The sequence below is a fragment of the Streptomyces sp. CG 926 genome, assembly GCF_003148825.1.
In the GTDB taxonomy this organism is placed as follows: Bacteria; Actinomycetota; Actinomycetes; order Streptomycetales; family Streptomycetaceae; genus Streptomyces.
This window is the reverse complement of record NZ_QGGZ01000011.1, coordinates 340025-358408: the sequence shown is the minus strand read 5'-3', so window position 1 is coordinate 358408 and position 18384 is coordinate 340025. Positions and strand designations below refer to the sequence as shown.

General features: G+C 72.9%; 20 protein-coding genes. 8 read left to right on the top strand and 12 right to left on the bottom strand.

The features are described from left to right. Window positions 1-75 precede the first annotated feature (75 nt). Together BCL76_RS28720 and BCL76_RS28715 are read right to left on the bottom strand one after the other, a co-directional pair. Entirely contained in the window at window positions 76-960 is an 885-nt protein-coding gene (locus BCL76_RS28720; RefSeq protein WP_109782260.1) for an SDR family NAD(P)-dependent oxidoreductase, read from the bottom strand. A gap of 1 nt (window position 961) precedes the next feature. Next, window positions 962-1771, bottom strand: coding sequence for an acetoacetate decarboxylase family protein (locus BCL76_RS28715; RefSeq protein ID WP_109782259.1), 810 nt, complete (start codon window positions 1769-1771; stop codon window positions 962-964). A 130-nt stretch (window positions 1772-1901) separates the two neighbouring features. On the opposite strand from BCL76_RS28715, the gene BCL76_RS28710 reads away from it, so the two are divergent. The 6 genes from BCL76_RS28710 to BCL76_RS28685 all read left to right on the top strand — a co-directional run bounded on the left by BCL76_RS28710 (window position 1902) and on the right by BCL76_RS28685 (window position 8392). After that, window positions 1902-2603: a TetR/AcrR family transcriptional regulator gene (locus BCL76_RS28710; RefSeq protein WP_109782258.1), complete on the top strand. Its 702-nt coding sequence runs from the start codon at window positions 1902-1904 to the stop codon at window positions 2601-2603. 150 nt (window positions 2604-2753) lie between these two features. Continuing rightward, entirely contained in the window at window positions 2754-5357 is a 2604-nt protein-coding gene (locus tag BCL76_RS28705) for an MXAN_6230/SCO0854 family RING domain-containing protein (protein WP_109782257.1), read from the top strand. A 53-nt stretch (window positions 5358-5410) separates the two neighbouring features. After that, window positions 5411-6388 (top strand): DEDDh family exonuclease, encoded by a 978-nt coding sequence (locus BCL76_RS28700; RefSeq protein ID WP_109782256.1) that lies wholly within the window; start codon window positions 5411-5413, stop codon window positions 6386-6388. 92 nt (window positions 6389-6480) lie between these two features. Next, window positions 6481-6714 (top strand): hypothetical protein, encoded by a 234-nt coding sequence (locus BCL76_RS28695; protein WP_051782373.1) that lies wholly within the window; start codon window positions 6481-6483, stop codon window positions 6712-6714. A 121-nt stretch (window positions 6715-6835) separates the two neighbouring features. Further along, complete coding sequence (locus BCL76_RS28690) at window positions 6836-7627, top strand: SURF1 family cytochrome oxidase biogenesis protein (RefSeq protein WP_109782331.1); 792 nt, start codon at window positions 6836-6838, stop codon at window positions 7625-7627. A gap of 9 nt (window positions 7628-7636) precedes the next feature. Next, the gene (locus BCL76_RS28685) at window positions 7637-8392 is read left to right on the top strand and encodes an SDR family oxidoreductase (RefSeq protein WP_109782255.1); all 756 of its coding nucleotides are present in this window, start codon (window positions 7637-7639) and stop codon (window positions 8390-8392) included. A gap of 15 nt (window positions 8393-8407) precedes the next feature. Here the strand turns inward: BCL76_RS28685 and amaP are convergent, their stop codons facing one another. The 8 genes from amaP to BCL76_RS28645 all read right to left on the bottom strand — a co-directional run bounded on the left by amaP (window position 8408) and on the right by BCL76_RS28645 (window position 13801). Further along, window positions 8408-8965, bottom strand: coding sequence for an alkaline shock response membrane anchor protein AmaP (gene amaP / locus BCL76_RS28680; RefSeq protein WP_109782254.1), 558 nt, complete (start codon window positions 8963-8965; stop codon window positions 8408-8410). 4 nt (window positions 8966-8969) lie between these two features. Further along, window positions 8970-9644 carry a DUF6286 domain-containing protein gene (locus tag BCL76_RS28675; protein ID WP_219933983.1) on the bottom strand — a complete coding sequence of 225 codons (675 nt, stop codon included), beginning with the start codon at window positions 9642-9644 and terminating at the stop codon, window positions 8970-8972. Beyond that, window positions 9545-9910: an Asp23/Gls24 family envelope stress response protein gene (locus BCL76_RS28670; protein ID WP_109782330.1), complete on the bottom strand. Its 366-nt coding sequence runs from the start codon at window positions 9908-9910 to the stop codon at window positions 9545-9547. The genes BCL76_RS28675 and BCL76_RS28670 overlap by 100 nt, the downstream gene beginning before the upstream one ends. A gap of 7 nt (window positions 9911-9917) precedes the next feature. Continuing rightward, a complete protein-coding gene (locus tag BCL76_RS28665; RefSeq protein WP_030762666.1) occupies window positions 9918-10103 on the bottom strand; it encodes a hypothetical protein in 186 nt (61 codons plus the stop codon). A 15-nt stretch (window positions 10104-10118) separates the two neighbouring features. Continuing rightward, complete coding sequence (locus BCL76_RS28660; protein ID WP_109782253.1) at window positions 10119-10550, bottom strand: Asp23/Gls24 family envelope stress response protein; 432 nt, start codon at window positions 10548-10550, stop codon at window positions 10119-10121. A gap of 127 nt (window positions 10551-10677) precedes the next feature. Beyond that, window positions 10678-11457: an enoyl-CoA hydratase/isomerase family protein gene (locus BCL76_RS28655; protein ID WP_030762652.1), complete on the bottom strand. Its 780-nt coding sequence runs from the start codon at window positions 11455-11457 to the stop codon at window positions 10678-10680. Between the two features lie 159 nt (window positions 11458-11616). After that, window positions 11617-11838: a helix-turn-helix domain-containing protein gene (locus BCL76_RS28650; protein ID WP_030010789.1), complete on the bottom strand. Its 222-nt coding sequence runs from the start codon at window positions 11836-11838 to the stop codon at window positions 11617-11619. 364 nt (window positions 11839-12202) lie between these two features. Further along, window positions 12203-13801, bottom strand: a complete 1599-nt coding sequence (locus tag BCL76_RS28645) for an ABC-F family ATP-binding cassette domain-containing protein (RefSeq protein WP_030010788.1) — start codon at window positions 13799-13801, stop codon at window positions 12203-12205. Window positions 13802-14091: 290 nt separating this feature from the next. Between BCL76_RS28645 and ypfJ the strand changes: the two genes are divergently transcribed. Together ypfJ and BCL76_RS28635 are read left to right on the top strand one after the other, a co-directional pair. Beyond that, window positions 14092-14988 (top strand): KPN_02809 family neutral zinc metallopeptidase, encoded by an 897-nt coding sequence (gene ypfJ / locus BCL76_RS28640; RefSeq protein ID WP_109782252.1) that lies wholly within the window; start codon window positions 14092-14094, stop codon window positions 14986-14988. Between the two features lie 63 nt (window positions 14989-15051). Next, window positions 15052-15447 (top strand): VOC family protein, encoded by a 396-nt coding sequence (locus BCL76_RS28635; protein WP_109782329.1) that lies wholly within the window; start codon window positions 15052-15054, stop codon window positions 15445-15447. A gap of 42 nt (window positions 15448-15489) precedes the next feature. Here BCL76_RS28635 and BCL76_RS28630 read toward each other — a convergent pair whose 3' ends face one another. Together BCL76_RS28630 and BCL76_RS28625 are read right to left on the bottom strand one after the other, a co-directional pair. Next, on the bottom strand, window positions 15490-16914 hold the full coding sequence (locus BCL76_RS28630; protein ID WP_375137973.1) for a hypothetical protein: 1425 nt from the start codon (window positions 16912-16914) through the stop codon (window positions 15490-15492). 179 nt (window positions 16915-17093) lie between these two features. After that, on the bottom strand, window positions 17094-18221 hold the full coding sequence (locus tag BCL76_RS28625; RefSeq protein ID WP_109782251.1) for an alpha/beta hydrolase family protein: 1128 nt from the start codon (window positions 18219-18221) through the stop codon (window positions 17094-17096). Window positions 18222-18384: the final 163 nt, after the last annotated feature.

Below are 18384 nucleotides of genomic sequence, written 5' to 3'. Positions count from 1 at the left end.
TTCGTTTCCGGTTTCGTTTCCGGTGCCGGTTTCGCTTCCGGTCCGGTCTTCGTCGGTACGCACCACACACGCCCCTCAGTCGAGGATGAAGCTTTCCAGGTAGCCGGGGTTGCTCCGGTCGAGCATCGACTGCGACCGGGCGCGGATCTGCCGGTCGCTGTGCTCGCTCGCCGGGAGCATCCAGAAGCGGTCGGCGCGGATGCCGTCGACGACGTGCTCGGCGACCTCCTCGACCGGGGTGAAGCGCACCTCGTGGCCGGCCTGCCTCATCGCCGCCTCGTACTGGTCGAGGGTGCGGTACGGAGCCTTGCGCGGCCGTTCCTTCGCGTACCGCTCGGGCCGGTTGCGGTGCGACTCCCACAGCCCGGTGCGCAGCATGTGCGGGCCGGGGAAGAGGACGGAGGCCCCGACGGCGGCGCCTTCCGCCTTGAGGTGGGCGTAGAGCGACTCGGTCATGGTGACCACGGCCGCCTTGGTGACGGCGTACACGGAGGCGGTGGGCAGCGGGGCGATACCGCCGTCGCCGGAGGAGGTGTTGACGATGTGGCCGGGGCCGCCGGCGGCGATCATGCGCGGGACGAAGGCCTGGATGCCGTGGAAGACGCCCCACACGTTGACGGAGAAGGCCCATTTCCAGTCGTTGGGCTCGTGCTCCCACATGCGGCCCTCGGCGCCGGAGCCGACGCCCGCATTGTTGCAGAGCACGTGCACGGCGCCGAAGGTCTCGTAGGCGGCGTCGGCCAGCGCGACCACGGAGTCGCGGTCGCTCACGTCGACGAGCTCGGCGCGCACCTGGGCCCCGTCCGCGGCGAGTTCGTCGGCGGCCTTGCGCAGGGCGCCCTCCTCGACGTCGGCGAGGACCACCTTCAGCCCTTCGGCGGCGAAGCGGCGGGCCATGGCCAGGCCGATGCCGCCGGCGGCTCCGGTGACCACGGCCACCTGTCCTGGTTCGAGTCGCATATCAGCCCCTCCCCCCTGACGATCCCTCCGGGGGCGCGTCGAGGATCTGCATCGGGTCGTCGTAGCGCTGGTGGATGTACGGGAGCAGGGCCTGGGCGCTGACCCGTTCGACGACGCGGCCCCTCTGGTCGGTGGTCTTCTCGCCGATGGTGATCTCCACGATCCGGCGGACGGGCAGGTCGGCGACCGGGTCGTACATCGACTCGCGCAGGACGACGTCGCCGGTGATGTGCTCCAGCTTGCGGACCTTCTCGTTGCGCGTGCAGTGCACGAGCACCGGGTCCACGTCGAAGCCCGAACCGTCCACGGCGGGCAGGAACTTGAAGTAGAAGTCGATCTTCCGGGTGGGCTCGGGCAGTGGCAGCGCGCGGTCCACCGCCCCGCGCACCTCGACGAAGGCGATCCCGTGCCGGGCGAGAGCGGCCCGTACGACGAGGCCGTCGCGCTCCACGGTGACCTCGCCCAGCTTCTTCGGCTCGCCGAAGACCTCGCGGCCGCCGGTCAGGGCGCGTTCGAGGGTCATCGGCATGACCAGCGGGTACCAGCCCTCGATCCCGTCGTGCCGGGCGGCGACGGCCACCGAGCCGGCGCCGAGCGGGTAGCCGGGCAGGTCGACCTTGCTGATGTTGGCCCGTACCAGGGGCCGGTCGGCCGGTTTCAGCGGCGGCGGCAGGACCGCCGCGACCACGTCGGGGTCGCTCTCCCAGACGGCCACGACGCCGGTGGACCAGATGTCGGGGAGTTCGGAACTCTTCTCGCGCGACGCCGCGATCTCGGCCTCGGTCCGCGCTCCGTACCGTACGCGTGCCATGTCTCGCACCATCCCTCGGCTCGGGGGGAGTCGGTTCGGTTCTGTAACACAGTTACACCGCCACCGATGAAGGGTAAAGACCCTTGCACGGACCAGAATTGACGGATCGACAGATTGGTGGTGGGCCGCCGTGGCCAGAACCACGCTCACTCGCGACGAGGTGCTCGACGCCGCCGCGGCCCTGGTGATGCAGCACGGTCCGGCCGCGCTCACCATGCGCAAACTCGCCGCCGAGCTGGGCACCGCCGTGACCTCCATCTACTGGCACGTCGGCAACCGGGAGTCGCTGCTGGACGCCCTCGTCGAGCGGACCGTGGAGGAGATGGGGGCGATCCGGCCCACCGGCCGCACCCCGGCCGACCGGATCCTGTCCGTGGCCCGGGTCCTGCGCCGGGAACTGCGCAAGCGTCCGCACCTGATCGCGATGGTCCACGAACGCGGGCTCACCGAGCGGATGTTCCTGCCCGCCCAGCAGGCGCTCGTCCACGAGGTGCACGCCGCCGGGCTGCGCGGCGCCCGGGCGGCGGACGCGGTGCGCGCCGTCCAGTTCCAGGTCGTCGGGTACCTGCTCGTCGAGCGCAACCGTGAGCGCTCCCCCGCGCAGTCCCCGGCCGAGAGCGAGCTCTGGGACCCGGCCGCGGCCCCTCACGATCCGGCCCTCGCCCGCGCCCTGGCCCGCCCGGCCGATCCGGACCGGCTGTTCCTGCTGTCCGTACGGGCCCTGGTGCACGCCCTGCTCGCGCCGGGCGGCGCGGCCGACGCTGCCGGCGCGTCCGGCACGTCCGATGCGACCGACGCGTGCGATGCGACCGGCGCCGCCCCGCCGCGATAAATCGCTTGGCGCGCTCCCGTGCCCGTGGTTGTATCTGCGGCGCGGGGGCGGCTCCGCGACGTGCTTCCTTCTCACTTCTCCGAAAACCGTAGCGCGTCCCCTCTCCGGCCCCGCCCACTCTCCCTTTCCGGTTCCGGAGGACTCCCCCCTTTGCCCGAGCTGTCGACCGTCCTGTTGCGCCGTCTGCACACCGTCTACGTCGACCAGGCCGGGCCACGCCCGAGCGACCCGTCGACGACCGAGGGCCTGACGGCCCTGGAAGCCGAACTGCTCGACCGGGGCTACGCCCTCACGGTCCCGCTGCGTTCGGCGCTCGCCTGGCTCGGACCCGCCGGACTCGCCGCCGCCGGCGCGCAGTTGATCCGGGACATCGACATCCTGCTGGGCGCGGACCGCACCCACATGCCGCTGTTCCGCTCGTTCCCGGCCTCGGTGCCCGACGACACCCTCGCGCTGTGGACCGACCGGGTCCTGACCCTGCTCCTGCAGTGGCCGGACCAGCCGTGCGTGCTGTGTCGGGCCGTCGGCAGCGTGCATCCCGTCGCGCCGTGCGCCCACCTGGTCTGCCGGACCTGCTGGGACGGCGCCGACTACAGCGGCTGCCCGGTCTGCCACCGACGCGTCGACCCCGCCGACCCGTTCATCCGGCCGTCCCCGCCCGCGGGGGAGGTGCCCACCGGGGGCGGCCCGCTGCGGCTGCTGGCCTTCTCCACCGACCGCGCGGCCGACTCCGTCACCGCCCTCGGGAAGCTGCTCGCCCGCCGTACCCCGCTCTCCCCGCAGGACAGGACCGAGACCCGGGTGCTCCTCGCCCACGCGCCGGCCGACCTCGACTGGCTCCCGGACGACATACCGGTTCGGGAGACCAAGGCCCTGGTCCTGGGCACCCTGCTGCGCGAGCGCCGTACGCGGGAGGCCGTACGGGCCCTGCTGCCGGAGCGGCTCACCACCGCCACCGATGTGCTGCGGCTGCTCGCCGTGTGGTCCGGCGGGGAGGCCGACCTCCTGGAACCCCCGCGCGTACGCTCCCTGCCGCGCCCGCTGCGGCGTGAACTGCTGGCCGTCCTGGACGGGCTCGATCCCGCGCTGCTCGTCGAGGACGTACTGCGCCACGAGGACCTGTGGAAGCGGGCCTCCGAGATCCTGCACCCCTTCGAGCAGCACGCCCGCCACCCGCGGGCCGCCCTCGCCTTCGCCGTACTGCGCGGCACCGACATCACCGGGACCGCCACCACCGGCACCGCCCTCGGCACCGCACTGCTCGCCACCGCCGCCGCGTACCCGCACGCGGTCCGGGTCGACGGCTCGCGGGTCCGGGCGGCCACCTGGCTCGCGCGCGCCGAAGAGGCCCTGCGCGGCGGGGATCCGGACCGGGCGCTCGCCGTACTGGCCGAACGCCCCGGCGAACTCGTCCGGCGCCTCGACCACCTGCTGCGGCTGTACGCGGCCGACACCCTGGCGCCCCGGGTCGCCGAGGTGCTGGCCGAGCGGCTGCCGAAGGCCGGCCCCGGACCCCTGCTGTCCGCGCTCGGACGGCTGCGGATCCGCCATCTGCCCGGCACCCGGCGGGTGTTCTTCCCGCGCGGGCAGGTCGCCCACTCCTTCACCGTCACGGACGACCGGGCCCCACTGGCCGAGGCGGTGACCCGTTCGGTGTGCGCGCTGTTCGAGAACGAGGTGCTGCGCAGGCTGGCCTCGGCCGACCCCTGCGACCTGGCGGTCCTCGACTCCCGCCTCGCCCACCTGCACGTCCCCTCCGCCGAGCGCGCGGCGGCCAAGGCGCTGGTCACCGTACCCAAGGGCAGCTTCCAGGCGCTGCCGGACGGCGAGGTGCTGCGCATGTTCCTGCACTGGATGGAACCCGCGCGCAACCGCGTGGACCTGGACCTGTCGGTGGTGCTGTTCGACACCGACTGGAACTACGTGGGCCTGTGCGACTACACGAACCTCGTCCACGGCGCGCGGGCCGTCGTCCACTCCGGCGACCTCGTCTCGGCGCCGGCGCCCCACGGGGCGAGCGAGTACGTGGACATCGACCTGGACGCCCTCGCCGACACCGGTGTGCGTTTCGCCATGCCCGTCGTCTTCAGCTACAACAACATCCCCTTCGAGCTGCTGCCCGACGCCTTCGCCGGCTTCATGGCCCTGCCCACCCGCTCCGGCCGCACCGCCCGCTACGACCCCCGGACCGTGCGCCAGCGCTACGACCTGGTCGGCAACTCCCGGATCCATGTGCCGCTCCTCGTCGACCTGGAGCGGCGCGGCTTCCTGTGGACGGACGTCCACCTGCCCGACGACGAGGGCTACCACAGCGTGTGGGCGCACCAGGAGGACCTGGCGCGGATCGGGCGCGACCTGTTCCAGTACTTCTCGACCGGCCGCACCACGCTGTGGGAGCTGGCCGGCTGGCACGCGGCCGCGCGCTGCCGCGAGGTGACCGTGCTGCGCCGCACCCCTCGGCCGAGCGATCCCGACGAGCTGTGGACCTACCGCCGGGGCTCCGGCGAGGACACCGCGGCCTTCGCCGCGCGGCTCGTCGAGCTGCGCGATCCGGACGCCGTGCTGGCCTCCGCGGAGGTCGACTCCCTCGCCGGCAGCGCCGCCTCGGGCCGGTCGGTGTTCCTCGCGCTGGTGGACGGCGAGGTGGCGCCCGCGGGCGCGAGCGGCTCCGTATACCGGCTGCTGCCGGGGCCGGTTGACGGCTGTGGCCTCGAACAGCTCGCGGCGGGCGACCTGGTCGCCGCCCTCGGCTGACGGCCGGGAAGCGCCTGCGCGGCCACGGGTGTCAGTCGGGGCCGATATCCTCTGTGACCATGCTCGACGACCGTACGACCGCAGAGACGATGTGGCCGACCGCGTACCCAAAGGGGTACGCGGTCGTCGACGTGGAGACCACCGGGCTCGCTCGCGACGACCGGATAGTCTCCGCCGCCGTCTACCGGCTCGACGCCCAGGGCAATGTGGAGGACCACTGGTACACGCTGGTCAATCCGCGTCGGGACCCGGGACCGGTGTGGATCCACGGGCTGACGAGCGCGATGCTCGCCGACGCCCCGCTCTTCGAGGACATCGCCGAGGAGTTCGCCGACCGGCTCGCCGACCGGGTGCTGGTCGCGCACAACGCCATCTTCGACTGGCAGATGATCGCCCGGGAGTACGCGCGGGCCGCCGCGACCGCACCGGTCCGTCAGCGGCTGTGCACCATCGCCCTGTCGAAGGAACTGAACCTGCCGCTGCCCAACCACAAGCTGGAGTCGCTCGCCGCGCACTTCGGTGTGGTCCAGCAGCGCGCCCACCACGCGCTCGACGACGCCCGGGTGCTCGCGGAGGCGTTCCGCCCCTCGTTGCACGCGGCCGCGGAGGGCGGCGTACGGCTTCCTCTGCTGGAGTGCCGGCCGCTGACGGAGTGGTCGGACTCCCCCGTCACCCCGCGGATCGGATACCAGGCCTCCTACCGGGGCAACAGCTGGCGGCCCTCGCGCAAGCGGCCGCCGTGCCCGCACCCGAATCCGGGGCGCTTCGAGGACGGCAAGCCGCTGAAGCAGGGCATGCGGATCGCCTTCTCCGGTGACACCTCGGTGGAGCGGGAGCTGCTGGAGGACCGTGCCGTCGAGGCGGGTCTGCACATCGCGACGAGTGTGTCGCGGCTCACCAGCCTCCTGGTGACCAACGACCCCGATTCGGCGACCTCCAAGACGGTCAAGGCGAAGAGCTTCGGGACGCCGGTCGTCGACGAGGCGGCCTTCACCCAGCTGCTGCGGGACGTGGCTGCGGCCGAGTCCTGAACGGCGGGGCCGTTGCGCCGGCCGGGTGCAGGCGCGGCGACTCACCCCGCTGGATCTTGTTCCGCTCGTTCCCCGTGCGCAGCATTCGGGCCATGGCACGTTGTGAGGTCTGCGGAAACGATTACGGCATGTCCTTCGAGGTGCACGCGCAGGGCGCCGTGCACGTCTTCGACTGCTTCTCCTGCGCCATCCACCGCATGGCGCCCGTCTGCGAGCACTGCCGGGTCTCGATCATCGGTCAGGGCGTCGAGGTCGAGGGGCAGTGGTTCTGCGGGGCGCACTGCGCCCGGGAGGAGGGGAAGGTGGGCATCGTCGACCGCGTCTGACGCCCGCGGCCCTCGAAACCCGGTGCGGGCATCCCCGCGCCGACACCCCGATCCGTACGCCATGACCCCGGACGGCCACCCGGCCGCCGGGGTCCTTCGCGTTGCGGGTACCGTCGTGGGCGTGTACCGCTTTGTGCTGACCCGGCAGTGGGTGTTCCTCACCCTGATGGCCCTCGCCCTCATCCCCGCGATGATCAAGCTGGGGTTCTGGCAGTACCACCGCCATGAGCACCGGGTCGCGCAGAACCAGCTGATCGAGGCCAACCTGCGGGCGAAGCCGGTCCCCATGACCGAGGTCACCTCCCCCGGGCACCGGGTGCCCCGCGCGGACTTCTGGCGGGCGGTCACCGCGACCGGCACGTACGACACCGCGCACGAGGTCGTCGTACGGATGCGCACCGACAACGACGACAAGGTCGGCTTCCACGTCCTGACCCCGCTGGTCCTCTCCGACGGCCGGGTGGTCCTGGTCAACCGGGGCTGGGTGCCGGGCGGCGACGACCCGCGCGCCTACCCGCCGGTGCCGACCGCGCCCGCGGGCGAGGTCACCGTCACCGGCCGGCTGAAGGCCGACGAGACCAGCGGCGGCAGCGGCATCAAGGACCGCAAGGGCCTGCCGGACCGTCAGGTGATGCTGATCAACAGCGAGCAGCAGGCGCAGTACCTGGGCCGGACGGTCCTCGGCGGATACCTGGAGCTCACCGCTCCGGCCCCGGCGGACGGCAGCCCGGAGACCGTCGCCGACCCCGACCACGACTCGATCGGCCCCCACATGGCGTACGCCGTCCAGTGGTGGCTGTTCGCCGCCGCGGTTCCGGTGGGCTGGGTGGTCCTCGTACGGCGGGAGAAGCGCGAGCGCGAGGAAGAGGCCGCCCGGGCCGAGACCTCCCGGCAGGAGCCGGCGACGGCGTAGCGTGTCGGCATGGATCTTGGACTGAAAGACCGTGTCTACATCGTCACCGGGGCCACGCGCGGCCTCGGCCTCGCCTCCGCCCGGGAACTGACCGCCGACGGCGCGAAGGTCCTCCTGACGGGCCGTGACGAGAAGCGGGCGGCGGACGCCGCCGCCGAGCTCGGCCCGAACGCGGCCGGTGTGGCGGCCGACAACTCCGACCCGGAGGCGGCCGCGCGGCTGGTCGCCACCGCGCGGGAGCGCTTCGGCCGCCTCGACGGCATCCTGATCAGCGTGGGCGGCCCGGCTCCGGGTTTCGCCGCGGACAACACCGACGCGCAGTGGTCGGCGGCCTTCGATTCGGTCTTCCTGGGCGCGGTCCGGTTGGCCCGGGCGGCGGCCGCCGAGCTGGGCGAGGGCGGGGTGATCGGCTTCGTCCTGTCGGGCTCGGTCCACGAGCCGATCCCCGGCCTGACCATCTCCAACGGCCTGCGCCCGGGCCTCGCGGGGTTCGCGAAGTCCCTGTCGCTGGAGCTCGGCCCGCGCGGGATCCGGGTGGTCGGCCTGCTGCCGGCCCGCATCGACACCGACCGGGTGCGCGAGCTCGACGCGCTGTCCGGTGACGCGGCCGCCGCGCGGGCGGGCAACGAGTCCCGCATTCCGCTGCGCCGCTACGGCGCCCCGGAGGAGTTCGGCCGCACGGCGGCCTTCCTGCTCTCCCCGGCGGCGTCGTACCTGACGGGCGTCATGCTGCCGGTCGACGGCGGCTCCCGGCACGGCTTCTGACCCACCGCGACCTGGCTACGTCACCCGCTGGGCGCGGTGGGACGTCACCTTGAGGCGGGCCTCCGCGGGCAGTTCCGGGAGGCCCGCCGAGGTTCGGGCGTGGGTCAGGACCGGGCCGGCCACAGCGGCCAGGGCGTCGGCGGGGACCGCGTGGGGTTCCAGCTCCAGCGCGACCCGGAGCGCCGGCGATCCGCGCCGCCCGCGCAGGGCGACCCGGCACCCGGCGACCCCGTCCAGGGCTCCGGCCTCCGCGGCCACCGCTTCCTCCAGCGCCCGCCCGCGCAGCACGGCGTACGCCCCGTCCCCGGTGTCCACGACCACCGCCGGCAGTCGCGGCCGCCTGAGCTGGGACAGCAGCCACCACAGCGCCAGCAGCACGGTCACCGCGAGAGCGGCGATGACCGCCCACCACCACCAGCCGTCGGCGTGCCAGTACCGGTCCCTGGTCGCCTCGCCGAGCAGCGGCGCGTGGCGACCGTGCAGCGGCCGAACGCCGCTCAGCACCACGATCCCGGCCGCCAGAAGGATCGTTCCGACCACGGCCAGCAGGATCCGGTTCACCGTCGCGAGCATCCGTTCACCTCCTGACCCGTACGCGCGGCTGCGGCGGACGCGCGAGACCCAGTTCCTCGATGCCGACGGCGACCACCGCGTCGAGGTCGGCCCGTACGTCGTCCAGCTCACGGAAGTGCGAGGTGGCCCGCACCCCGACGCGGGACCGGCCGACCTTGACCCGGACCGACCGCACTCCGGACACCTCCATGGCCCGGTCCCGCAGGATCTGCGCGGCGTCCTTGCGGCCGAGCCCGGCCCGGACGCCCGCCGGCCGGTCCGGGGGCAGCATCGGCAGGATCCGGCGCAGCCCGGGGGTGATCGCCAGCAGCAGGAGGAGCGCCCCGGCCAGGGCCAGGGCCCCGGCGATCAGCTGTACCTCCAGGTCCGCGGGGGTGTGCGTCGCCAGCCGGTCGGCCAGGTCGCCGCGCCAGCTCATCCCGGGTCGGCCGGCCCGTACGGCGGCCAGGTCGTACAGGAACAAGCCCGCCACCCCGAGCACGACCAGGGCGGTGAGCGCGGCGGGCACCCGGCGGGCGGAGCGGAGGCGGTGGACCCGGCGAGAGCCCGAGGCCGGGCCTGCCCCGGATCCGCGGGCCGTCACCGCAGCCGCCGGTCGCGCCCGGTGGCGGTCCGGGCCTGGGCGGAGTGCAGGTGCTCGATGTCGATGTCCACCTCGGGTACGGACATCGACGCGCACTCCTCGATCCGCAGCGCGACCTGCCGGCGGACGGACGCGCACTGGGCGGCCAGGTCGGAGGGGTAGTCCAGCTCCAGGCTGATCCGGACCCGGGCGATGTCGTGGTGCACGGTGACGGCGGCGTGCGGGGGCGTGCCCGGGGTGGTGGTGAGCGCCTCCCGGGCGGCCTGGGCGGCGATCTTCGCGACGACCCGGTCGGCGATTCGGGTGGCACCGCGCTCGGCGGCGTCCACCCGGGGCGGGGCGGAGCGTGGTGGGCTGCTCATCGGCGCCTCACCCGCGCCGGTCGTCTCGGCGGCGGAACAGGTCACCCGGTTCCAGGTCCCCGTCGAGGAACCGTCCGGCGACGAAACCGATGGCGCCGAGGGCGGCCACCAGCAGGAAGGCCCCGAATCCACCGAAGTAGCCGGCGAACGCGAGGGCCATGCCGGCGAACATTCCGGCGATCGCCATGCTCATGCGGGGTCCTCTCGGCTACTGGAGTCGGGATTCCGGCTCCTCGTCGGGCTCATCCGGCAGCTTGACGTCGCTCACCGCGATGTTGACCTCGACGACCTCCAGGCCGGTCATCCGCTCGACGGCCGAGATGACGTTCTCCCGGACCGCCCGCGCCACGTCGCGGATGGAGACCCCGTAGTCCACGACGATCTCCAGGTCGAGGGCGGTCTGGACCTCGCCGACCTCTGCCTTGACCCCGCGGCTGACCTGGGCCTTCTGGCCGCCTGGTACCCGGTCGCGGACGGCGCCGAAGGTGCGGGAGAGGCCGCTGCCGCTGCCCATGGCGTGCACGCCGACCACCTCGCGGGCGGCCAGTCCGGCGATCTTCTCGACCACCCCGTCGGCGATGCTCGTACGTCCCCGGTCGCCGGGCTCCTTGCCGGAGCCCCCTGATACGGATTCGGTCATCGCGTGTCCCTTCGCGTGGAGAGCGGACTCACTCCGCACCACGTTAGGCGCCGGAACGCGACGGCGCCCCGGGACTACGCCGGTCGGCTGGCCGACTTCGCCCGGGGCTCCGGTGTCGCGGCGACCCTCAGTCGGAGAGACCGGCCAGGTCCCGCAGGCGGCGGGCCTGGGCCGCGCGCTCGGCGGCGCGCTGGTCGTCGTAGGGGCGGGCCTGGGCGGAACGCAGCAGCGTCTTCGTCTCGATCACGGCGTCGCGCGGGGGTGCCAGCAGGGCCGTGGTGAGGTCCTGGACGGCCGCGTCGAGCTCGTCCGCGGGCACGACGAGGTTGGCGAGGCCGACCCGTTCCGCCTCCTCGGCGTGCACGAAACGGCCCGTCGCGCAGATCTCCAGCGCGCGGGCGTAGCCGACCAGGGAGGTCAGGGGCTGGGTACCGGCCAGGTCGGGGACCAGACCGAGGCTGGTCTCGCGCATGGCGAACTGCACGTCGTCCGCGACCACGCGCAGGTCGCACGCGAGCGCGAGCTGGAAGCCGGCGCCGATCGCGTGCCCCTGCACGGCGGCGACGGAGATGATGTCGTTACGCCTCCACCAGGTGAATGCCTCCTGGTACTCGGCGATCGTGGAGTCGAGCAGTTCGTCCGAACCGCGTGCCAGATCGAGGAAGGACGGCTCGCCCTCGAAACCTTCGGGGGTGAACGCCTGCCGGTCGAGCCCTGCGGAGAAGGACATACCCTCACCGCGCAGCACAACGATCCGGACGGTGCCCGGCAACAACCTCCCGGCCTCGGCCAAAGCCCGCCAGAGCGCGGGGGATTGGGCATTTCGCTTGGCCGGATTGGTCAGTGTCACCGTGGCGACCGTGTCGTCGACGGTGAGTCGTACGCCGTCCTTGTCGAGCAGAGCCATCTCTCATGCCTCCGGTGTGCAGTCGGCCGCAAGCTCGGCCTAAGTGACTGCACAGTAACCACCCGGTCGACCGGAAGGCCGACCGGGGGTCACCGAAGGAACCGTCGGATCATGATGAACCTTGAAGCTGTTGGAACGTCGGAACCGATGGGCCCGGGGTCAGGCCGTAGCAGCCTTCTTGCCTCGCGTCGCGCCTCCGCGACCACGCAGCGACACCCCGGACTCACTGAGCATCCGATGGACGAATCCGTAGGACCGGCCGGTCTCTTCGGCCAGCGCCCGGATACTCGCACCGGAGTCGTACTTCTTCTTCAGGTCTGCCGCGAGCTTGTCGCGCGCGGCGCCGGTTACCCGGCTGCCCTTCTTCAGAGTCTCGGCCACCCGTGCCTCCTCATGGGAAGTGCGCTCTGGACTTCTCATGATCACCCCTCCCACGCTTCCTGGCCACCCATTCAGCAAGGTCGGTACGACGGCATTTCTCGACCGGTGGACACCCGAGCAGAACGGAATCTTCCCTTCCGCTGCATGACTTCCGTCACACTCCGCTGCCCGCGCCAGGAATCTCCAGGTCAGGGGCGCGGAAGCGGAAAATGAACGGCCCCGGTCGCGCACCCTCGAAGGTGCGGCCGGGGCCGTCGTACGACGCGCAACGGTACGAGACCGTCTCACTCAGATGATGGATCACCCGTGAGCCGAATGATCCATAAGGAATTGGATCAGAAGCGGAACCGGAACCGGAACCCGATCAGGCGAGGGCGACCAGGTCCCGGTAGTCCGGTCCCCAGAGGTCCTCGACGCCGTCCGGGAGCAGGATGATCCGCTCCGGCTCCAGCGCCTCGACCGCGCCCTCGTCGTGCGTCACGAGGATGACCGCGCCCTTGTACGTGCGCAGCGCGCCCAGGATCTCCTCGCGGCTGGCCGGGTCGAGGTTGTTCGTGGGCTCGTCGAGCAGCAGGACGTTCGCCGAGGAGACGACCAGCGTGGCCAGGGCCAGACGGGTCTTCTCGCCGCCGGAGAGCACCCCGGCGGGCTTGTCCACGTCGTCCCCGGAGAAGAGGAAGGAACCGAGGGTCTTGCGTACGGCGACCAGGTCCAGGTCGGGCGCGGAGGAGCGCATGTTCTCCAGGACCGTGCGCTCCGGGTCCAGGGTCTCGTGCTCCTGGGCGTAGTAGCCGAGCTTGAGGCCGTGGCCGGGGACGACCGTGCCGGTGTCCGGCTTCTCGGTGCCCGAGAGCAGACGGAGCAGGGTGGTCTTGCCGGCGCCGTTGAGGCCGAGGATGACGACGCGGGAGCCCTTGTCGATGGCCAGGTCGACGTCGGTGAAGATCTCCAGCGAGCCGTACGACTTCGAGAGGCCCTCGGCGGTCAGCGGGGTCTTGCCGCAGGGCGCCGGGTCCGGGAAGCGGAGCTTGGCGACCTTGTCGTTGACGCGGACGGCCTCCAGGCCGGCCAGCAGCCGGTCGGCGCGCTTGGCCATGTTCTGCGCGGCGACGGTCTTGGTGGCCTTGGCGCGCATCTTGTCGGCCTGCGAGTTGAGGGCCGCGGCCTTCTTCTCGGCGTTCTGGCGCTCGCGCTTGCGGCGCTTCTCGTCGGCCTCGCGCTGCTGCTGGTAGAGCTTCCAGCCCATGTTGTAGACGTCGATCTGGGAGCGGTTGGCGTCCAGGTAGAAGACCTTGTTGACGACGGTCTCGACCAGGTCGACGTCGTGGGAGATGACGATGAAGCCACCGCGGTAGGTCTTCAGGTAGTCGCGCAGCCAGACGATGGAGTCGGCGTCGAGGTGGTTGGTGGGCTCGTCGAGGAGCAGGGTGTCGGCGTCCGAGAAGAGGATCCGGGCCAGCTCGACGCGCCGGCGCTGACCTCCGGAGAGGGTGTGCAGCGGCTGTCCGAGCACCCGGTCGGGCAGGCCGAGGGCGGCCGAGATGGTCGCGGCCTCCGCCTCGGCGGCGTACCCGCCCTTGGTCAGGAACTCCGTCTCCTGGCGCTCGTACTGCTTCATCGCCTTGTCGCGGGTGCCGCCGGTGCCGGTGGCGATGCGCTCCTCGTTGGCGCGCATCTTCTTGATCAGCACGTCGAGGCCGCGGGCGGACAGGATCCGGTCGCGGGCCAGCACGTCGAGGTCGCCGGTACGCGGGTCCTGCGGGAGGTAGCCGACCTCGCCCGAGCGGGCGATGGAGCCGGCGGCGGGCTGACCCTCGCCGGCGAGGCACTTGGTGAGGGTGGTCTTGCCCGCTCCGTTGCGGCCGACGAGGCCGATGCGGTCGCCCTTGGCGACACGGAAGGAAGCGGACTCGATAAGGACGCGGGCGCCGGCGCGCAGCTCGATGCCGGTGGCGGTGATCACGGAAATACTCCAGGGCGGGTCGGGTCGGCGGAAGGGGGGCAGGACGCGAAGCTTCGACGCCGCTAATCCGCGAGGAGATTTGCCATGAGAGACATTCTACCGGGGGTGCGCAACTACTTTCCGGGCCCGGGCCCGGCCGTCCGGCCTGCGGGATCCGCTCCCCCGTATCCCCCGTTCGGGCCGGCGGCCCCACGGAGCGGCCGAGGCGCATACAGGGACGATTGGGTTGATACTCGCCGCATGGGCGGAGACGCGACCGCGCCTGGGTCACGGATGGAGGGCGGTGCGGGATGCAGTTCGACGACGACGCCAGTCTCGACAGCTCCGAGGTCAAGGACATGCGGGGCGGTGGCGGCCGGATCCCGGGCGGGAAGGCCACCGTCGGCGGCGGCATCGTCGGTCTGATCGCGCTGGTCATCGGGCTGCTGTTCGGCGTGGGGCCGGACCAGCTGGGGCTGTCCACCGGTGAGCCCGAGCCGACGCCGATCTCCTCGTCGCTCAACCAGGTGCAGCAGGCCTGCAAGTCGGGGCGGGACGCGAACGCGCGCGAGGACTGCCGGCTGGTGGCGGTCGTCCGGAGCACCCAGGCCTTCTGGAAGCAGGAGTTCGCCGAGCGCGGCGGCCGGTACAGCCCGGCGTCGACCGTGTTCTTCGAGAACCGGGTGAACACCGCGTGCGGGACCGCGAGCGCGGCGGTGGGCCCCTTCTACTGCCCGGCGGACCGGCAGGTCTATCTGGACCTGGGCTTCTTCGACGACCTGCGGACGAAGTTCGGCGCGACCGGCGGCCCCTTCGCCCAGGCCTACGTCGTCGCCCACGAGTACGGGCACCACATCCAGAACCTGACCGGAACCCTCCAGCGGGCCCAGGACGGCCGGGTGGGTCCGAACAGCAACGCGGTCAAGGTCGAGCTGCAGGCCGACTGCTACGCCGGGGTGTGGGCGCACAACGCGACGAACGTCGCGGACGCCTCCACCGGGCGCCCGCTGATCACGTCGTTGACGGAGGCGGACATCCGGGACGGGCTGAACGCGGCGGCCGCGGTCGGCGACGACCGGATCCAGGAGAAGTTCCAGGGCCGGGTGTCCCCGGAGTCCTGGACGCACGGCTCGGCCGAGCAGCGTCAGCAGTGGTTCTACCAGGGCTACCGGACCGGCGACATGGCCCAGTGCAACACCTTCCGCTGACTGTCGGTGACGCCTGCCATGCTGGTGTGACGCGGGTCACCGTCACGAGAGGGAGTGATCGTCATGTCAGGCGTTCCGTCCATCTGTCCCACCCTGGTCTACCGCGACGCGAAGGCGGCCATCAAGCTGCTGACCGAGGCCTTCGGCTTCAGCCAGGTCGCCGTCTACGAAGGTGAGGACGGCTCGGTGATGCACGCCGAGCTGGCGTACGGCAACGGCATGGTGATGCTGGGCAGCTCGGGCCGGGGCGGAGCCTTCGACAAGGCCATGGAGGGAGCCGGCCCCTCGGGGGTCTATGTGGTGGTCGCCGACGTGGACGCCCACCACCGGCGGGCGGTCGAGCACGGCGCGGAGATCGTGATGGAGCCCACCGACCAGGACTACGGCTCCCGTGACTACATGGCCCGTGACGCGGAGGGCAACGTCTGGAGCTTCGGGACGTACGCGCCGCAGGTCTGACCCCGACGGCGCGCCCGTTCCCACCCGCGTTCTCCTACGGGATCACTCGCCGCCGGTGTGGACCTGGAAGGCGGCCCGGCGGACCGCCTTGGCCAGCGTCGGGTCGGGGTGAGCCGCGGCGAGCGCGACCAGCACCTGCACCGTGCGCGGATGGCCGACCGCGCGGACCTCGTCCAGCAGCCGGGGGACGGTGGTCCGCACGGCGGAGTCCAGGTGGCGGGCCAGCAGCTCGGCCTCCCCGTGGTCGGCGATGGCGGCCGCGGTGTCCACCCAGAGCCAGGTCGACTCCTCGGCGGTCAGGACGTCCTGGGCGTCGTCGGGGTCGACCCCGTCGTGCACGGCGAGCCAGAGCAGGGCGTAGGGGCGCAGGGCCGGTTCGCGCACGGCGGCGCGCACCTCGGGCTCGGCGGGGGCGCCGACCACGCGCAGCGCCTCGAAGGCGAGGCCGCGCAGCAGGGCGTCCTCGCCCCGGGCGGCCTGCAGCAGCTCGGTCACGGCGTGGCCGACGGGCCGGGCGGCGAGCCAGGCCTGGTACTCGGCGCGGGCGGGTCCCGGGGTGAGCCGCGCGCAGCCGTGCAGCATGGCGGCGGCGGACTGCTCGATGTTCCCGGCGGGGCTCTGCGCGGCGACGCAGATCTGCTCCAGCTTGACCCAGACGGCCCAGCTGCCGAGCGGGGTGAGCGTGGCCCGGGCGGGGCCGAGGGTGACGGCGTCCACGGCGGCGAGTCCGCCGAGCGCCCAGCGCAGCAGCCGGGCGAGCGGGACGGGGCGGGCCTCCGCGGATCCCGCGGCGGACGTCAGTGCCACGGTCGGCTCGGACTCGTAGGGGATCTCGCACCGCTCGTCGCGCAGTTCGGTGACGCGCTGCCCGAGCAGGTCGAGCAGGTCGGGGACGGTCACCGGGCCGGCGGACAGCTGGAGCAGGGAGAGGAGTTGGGGCATCGCCTCGACGACCTCGGCGACGGCCGAGGGGGCGATGTCGGCGGGTGCGGGATGGACCAGCGACCAGGCGTCGAAGAGGGCGACCCAGCCGCGCAGTACGGCGGTGTCGTCGCGGTCCCAGGCGCGCAGCCGCCAGCCGGGGCGGGCGTGACCGCCGTGCACCTCCACCAGTCCGGCGAGGCGGGCGCGGTCCCAGCCGACCTGGATCTGGCCGTGCGTCAGGCCCAGTTCCTCGGCGGCGCGTTCGACGTCGGACGCGGGCAGGGCGCCGGTGGGGGCGGGCCGGCCGCCGTCTCCGGCGCCGAGGTTGCGCTCGGCCCAGCGGGTCAGGCGTACGGCGTCGGCGAGCGAGGCCCGGGCCCGGTTCGCGAGGTCGGCCGTGGCGGGTGTACCCGCCGGGGGCCTGGGCGCGGGCCGGGTGCGTCGGTCGGTCACCGCCTTGCGGGCCGCGGCGACGGAACGCGGCGAGACGAGTCGGAGTCTGGAGTCGCGAGCCAACTGCTCATCAGGCTTTCGGGACGTCACGGAAGCAGTCTCGCCCGTCACTGGCCGAAAGCCCAAACGGAACCGGCCGTTGCCGCCGCCCACCCGCAGCGCAGACCGGGACAAGCCGCCCGTGAGGCCCTGTCCGTCACAGGGCCTTCACATGAGACCCCTTCACACGGCCGTTCACGAGGGCTTCGGCGCGGGCCTCGACACGGTCTTCACATGAGAGGGGTGAGGAAGCGGCGCAGGGCCTCCTCGTAACCGGCCGGGTCAGCGTTCCACATCGCGCCGTGCCCGGCCCCGGCCACGGTGTGCAGCGTGACGAGGTCGGGGCGGGCGGCGGCGAGTGCGCGGGAGGGGCCCCAGGGGGCGAGGCTGTCGTCCGGGCCGTGGACGATCAGTACGGGGACGCGCAGCACTGTGGGGTCGGCGTCCGCCGGCCGGGGGGCGGCGCGCAGGCCCGTGAGGCCCTCGGCGGCCCGGACCGCCAGCGGCAGGACCACCCGGGGGACGCCGCGCGCCGCGGCGAGGCCCCGCAGGGTGGCGTCCCGGTCGAGCACCGGGGAGTCGAGGACCAGCCCGGAGATCCGGTGGGCCAGCGGCGAGCGCTCGAAGGCGCGCAGGGCCATGGTGGCGCCGGTGGACCAGCCGTACAGGATCACGCGGCGGGCTCCGTAGCGCAGGGCGTAGCGGATGGCGGCGTCCAGGTCACGCCATTCGGATTCACCGAGGTGGCCGAGGCCGTCCGGGGAGGCGGGGGCGCCCAGGTCGCCCCGGTAGCCGAGGTCCAGGACGGGCAGCTGATGGCGGTGCAGGAAGGGCATGACCACCATCGGGTGCTCGCGGCCGGCGCCGAGCCCGTGCACGGTGATCACCCAGGTGTCCCGAGCGGCGGGCAGGAACCAGGCGGGCAGGGCGCCGAGCTCCCCGGGGATGTCCACGTCGGCGTGGTCGAGCCCGAGGGCCGTGCGCGGGTTGCCCACGTACACCTGGGGGGTGAGGGAGACCCGGGTGCCGGGCGCGAGGGTGCCGTGACCGACGGAGACGAGTCGCCGCACGACCGCGTCCGGGCCGGGGTCGGCGCCCGGGACCACGGGCCCGACGACGGCGTGCACGCCGGGTGCGACCAGGCCGTAGGTACCTGGGCGCAGGGAGGCGAGCGAGCGGGTCAGGGTGATCCGGCCGTCGGCCACGGAGTGGACGCTGAGCCGTCCGCCGGGCAGGGGTCGTCCGGGTTCGGGCCGCAGGGCCGCGTCGGCGGCGTGCCTGCCGATGACGACGGCGGCCGCGCCGGCACCCAGCAGAGTCGTGGTGACGGCCGCTGCCGTCGCTGTCGCGGTACGCACTGCTCCAGTGTCGGGTCGGGGTCTTCGGCGGGCCACCGGAGCGGATCCCTCCGCCGTCGCCGCGAGCCGGTCCGCCGCCGAGTGATCTAAGTCTCTTTCGGCGCTCCGGCGGTGGGGGCGGACGTGCGTGGGACAGCCGCCGGAGGGGCTCATTCACCCGGCT